The organism is Bradyrhizobium sp. (assembly GCF_035570375.1).
Classification (GTDB): Bacteria; Pseudomonadota; Alphaproteobacteria; order Rhizobiales; family Xanthobacteraceae; genus Bradyrhizobium.
Genome location: NZ_DATMLW010000063.1, coordinates 1 through 3,021, shown reverse-complemented (window position 1 = coordinate 3,021; position 3,021 = coordinate 1). Strand labels below are relative to the sequence as shown.

The 3,021-nt window shown below is 60.4% G+C and carries 4 protein-coding genes and 1 pseudogene; all 5 read left to right on the top strand.

All coding sequences use genetic code 11. From position 1 onward, the window contains the following. A pseudogene (gene dnaK, locus VNX23_RS07075) lies at positions 1-218 on the top strand (molecular chaperone DnaK); the annotation flags it as partial. A gap of 41 nt (positions 219-259) precedes the next feature. Continuing rightward, a complete protein-coding gene (locus tag VNX23_RS07070) occupies positions 260-883 on the top strand; it encodes an HdeD family acid-resistance protein (RefSeq protein WP_325628498.1) in 624 nt (207 codons plus the stop codon). Positions 884-896: 13 nt separating this feature from the next. Continuing rightward, positions 897-1,547 carry a nucleotide exchange factor GrpE gene (locus VNX23_RS07065; protein ID WP_325628496.1) on the top strand — a complete coding sequence of 217 codons (651 nt, stop codon included), beginning with the start codon at positions 897-899 and terminating at the stop codon, positions 1,545-1,547. A 39-nt stretch (positions 1,548-1,586) separates the two neighbouring features. Further along, a complete protein-coding gene (locus VNX23_RS07060; RefSeq protein WP_325628494.1) occupies positions 1,587-2,336 on the top strand; it encodes a universal stress protein in 750 nt (249 codons plus the stop codon). A gap of 247 nt (positions 2,337-2,583) precedes the next feature. Continuing rightward, positions 2,584-3,021, top strand: a 438-nt coding sequence (locus VNX23_RS07055; protein WP_325628500.1) for a glycosyltransferase, incomplete at its 3' end; no start/stop codon positions are given.

Sequence of the window (3,021 nt, the reverse complement as noted above, 5' to 3'; positions counted from 1 at the left end):
CAATCGCCGCATTGCGGACCGCAATGACCAGTGATGATGCCGGGCGGATCAGGCAAGGCACCGAGGCGCTTTCCAGAGCGGCAATGCGGATAGGCGAAGCGGTACAGCGGTCGGCCCAAACGGACAGGGGCTCCGGCGGAAGCGCCGGGCCGGCTGACGAGCGCGTCGTCGACGCCGAATTCGAAGACGTCGATGACCCCAAACGCCGCGCTTCCTGAGCGCGCCCGACGCCAGTATTTATGGAGAAATCGGTATGACGATGGACGACCGAGTGGGCACGACGCCCGGCTGGCCCGCCAGCGACCATGCGATGAGCAACCTGTTGGCGCAAAACTGGTGGGCAATCGCATTGCGTGGAGTGTTCGCTATCATTTTCGGCATCATTGCGCTGCTCATGCCCGGCGCGGCGCTGCTCGCATTCGTGCTGTTGTTTGCTGCTTACATGCTGGTCGACGGCGTATTCGCGATTATTGCCGGGGTCAGGGCGGCACAGCGGCACGAGCGCTGGGGATGGCTGATCTTCGAGGGCATTCTCGACTTCATCGCGGGCGGCATCGCCGTCATCTGGCCGGTGATAACGATCGTCGCGTTTGTTTTCCTGATGGGCGCATGGGCGATTGTCACAGGAGCGCTGCTGTTCGGCGCAAGCTTCCGCCTCAACATACCGCATGGCCGATGGCTTATGGCGCTCGCCGGGGCAGTCTCTCTGATCTGGGGCTTCCTTCTGATCATCTGGCCATTGATCGGGGCCGTGGTGCTGACCTGGTGGATCGCCGCATACGCGCTGATCTTCGGTATAGCGATGTTGGTGCTCGCCTTCCGGCTGCATGGGCGGCGGCATCACGCCCTGGCGCCTTCTGGTGCAGTGCCTCGCGGCGTTTGAGTTTGCGTGATCCATGACCCCATCAGAAAACAGAGCCGATGTCCCGGGCGGGGACACGGCGGAAAAGCCACGCGCACCCGAGGAGTCCGCATCGGCTCAGCCGAGCGACGTCCCAGAGCAAGCCGCGGCCGACTCTTCATCGACACCCGTCACTGGCGAACGCGCTCCGCCAAAAGAGGCGGGAGAGGAGCCTGCCGGCCCTTCCGAGGAGGATCCGGCAGCGCTTAAGGAGCAGCTGCTGCGCGTACTGGCCGAACAACAGAACTTCCGGCGCCGCCTCGAGCGCGAGCGCGACGATGCAGTGCGGTTCGCGGCTACGCAGCTGATAAAGGATCTCCTGCAGACGGCCGACAATTTGTCTCGTGCGCTGCAAAGTGTGCCACCTGGTCTGCCAGATAAAAACGAGGCGCTTCGGAACCTGCTGGCCGGGGTCGCCGCCAGCGAACGAGCCCTGCAAGACACTTTCGAGAAGCATGGCATCAGACGCATCGAGCCTGCGCTCGGCGAGCCGTTCGACCCAAACCAACACCAGGCGATGTTCGAAGTAGAGAACAGCCAGTACGAGCCCGGCACCATCGGCCAAATGGTTCTGCCCGGCTATGCGTACCACGAACGGCTGATCCGTCCGGCTTTCGTCGGGGTTGCCAGGCAGAGGTCCCGGTAACCGGCCTGAGGCGATCCCATCCAACTCGGAGCTAGTACCATGGCCATCAGCGATATCCTGGTCTATGCCGACCCCACAGCAATCTCCGCCGAACGCCTCGATATCGCTTTCCGCCTGGCCCATCGTTTTGAAGCTTATCTGATCGGTGTGGTTCCGGAAGATGCGACTGCGGTCGGCGAAAAATTCCAAAAGATGCTGCTGAACGAGTCCCTTCTGGGCGAGTGGCACATGGCGATCGGGTTGACTGAATCGGTTGTGACCAGATGGGCGCACTGTGCGGATCTCGTGATCCTGGGGCAACGCATTCCGGATCACGACACCGGATTGTACCATCCGGAAGATGTGGTCCTTTCTTGCAGCCGACCGGTGTTGGTCGTGCCCTATGCCGGCCGCCGGCCAGACCGCATCGGCGAGAATGTGTTGATCGCGTGGAACGGCAGCCGCGAAGCCAGCCGGGCAGTGCAGGACGCCCTGCCCTTTATGAGCGCGTCGAGTGCCGTCACTGTCCTCTTAGTCGATCCCGACGATGAACTCGCCGATGTCGAACTCGCGCAAGACTTGGTTGCTCATCTCGGACGGCATGGGCTGAACGCCAAGACCCAGATGATTCGGCACGACCTCGCCACCCTAGCGGTCTCCGATACGATACTTACCCACGTGGCCGAACTCGATGCCGATCTCTTGGTCATGGGTGCTTACAGCCATTCGCGTTTCCGCGAAATCATCCTGGGAGGCGTCACCCGGGACATTTTGCGGGATATGAATGTACCGGTCCTGATGGCCCATTGAATAAGACTTCAATCTTGCAGGACGACGCACTCGACGCGGCAATTGCGCACCCGGTCAAGCCTATAGCGCCGGTCGGCCACGATCTCGCGCTACCTTCGCGTCGGCCTGGCCATGGCCATCTTAATTTATACAAAACTTCAGGAACCTGATGCTGGTCAAGGCGACCGCTCCGGCGGGGATGGATATCGAAGCCGAGGAGAAAGGCTGGATCTTAAAGGGCCAGCAAACAGATCAGGACCCGACGTATATGAAAATCGCACAAGTATGTCCTTTATACGAAAGTTGCCCACCACGACTTTACGGCGGCACTGAGCGTGTCGTGTCGCATTTGACAGAAGAGTTAGTTTGCCAAGGGCACGAGGTCACGCTGTTCGCGAGCGCCGACTCGCAAACCAATGCTGACTTGCAGGCGTGCTGTGAACAGGCGCTGCGCCTCGATCCTAAATGCAAAGATCCCCTCCCACATCACTTGGCACAGCTAAACCGGGTGGCGCAAAGTGCGGATGCATTCGACATTATCCACTTTCATACCGACTTCCTCCATTTTCCACTCTTCGCGCATTGCTGGAACAAGACAGTGACGACGATGCATGGACGTCTCGATCTGCCGCACGTCCCGCCTCTGATACGCGAGTTCGGGATGATGCCGCTTGTGTCAATCTCCAATGCTCAGCGTGCCCCGGTA

Bases quoted from the DNA above. Each gene is read 5' to 3' on its own strand.
- VNX23_RS07060 (WP_325628494.1), top strand. From the start codon at position 1,587: ATGGCCATCAGCGATATCCTGGTCTATGCCGACCCCACAGCAATCTCC.
- VNX23_RS07070 (WP_325628498.1), top strand. From the start codon at position 260: ATGGACGACCGAGTGGGCACGACGCCCGGCTGGCCCGCCAGCGACCAT.
- VNX23_RS07065 (WP_325628496.1), top strand. From the start codon at position 897: ATGACCCCATCAGAAAACAGAGCCGATGTCCCGGGCGGGGACACGGCG.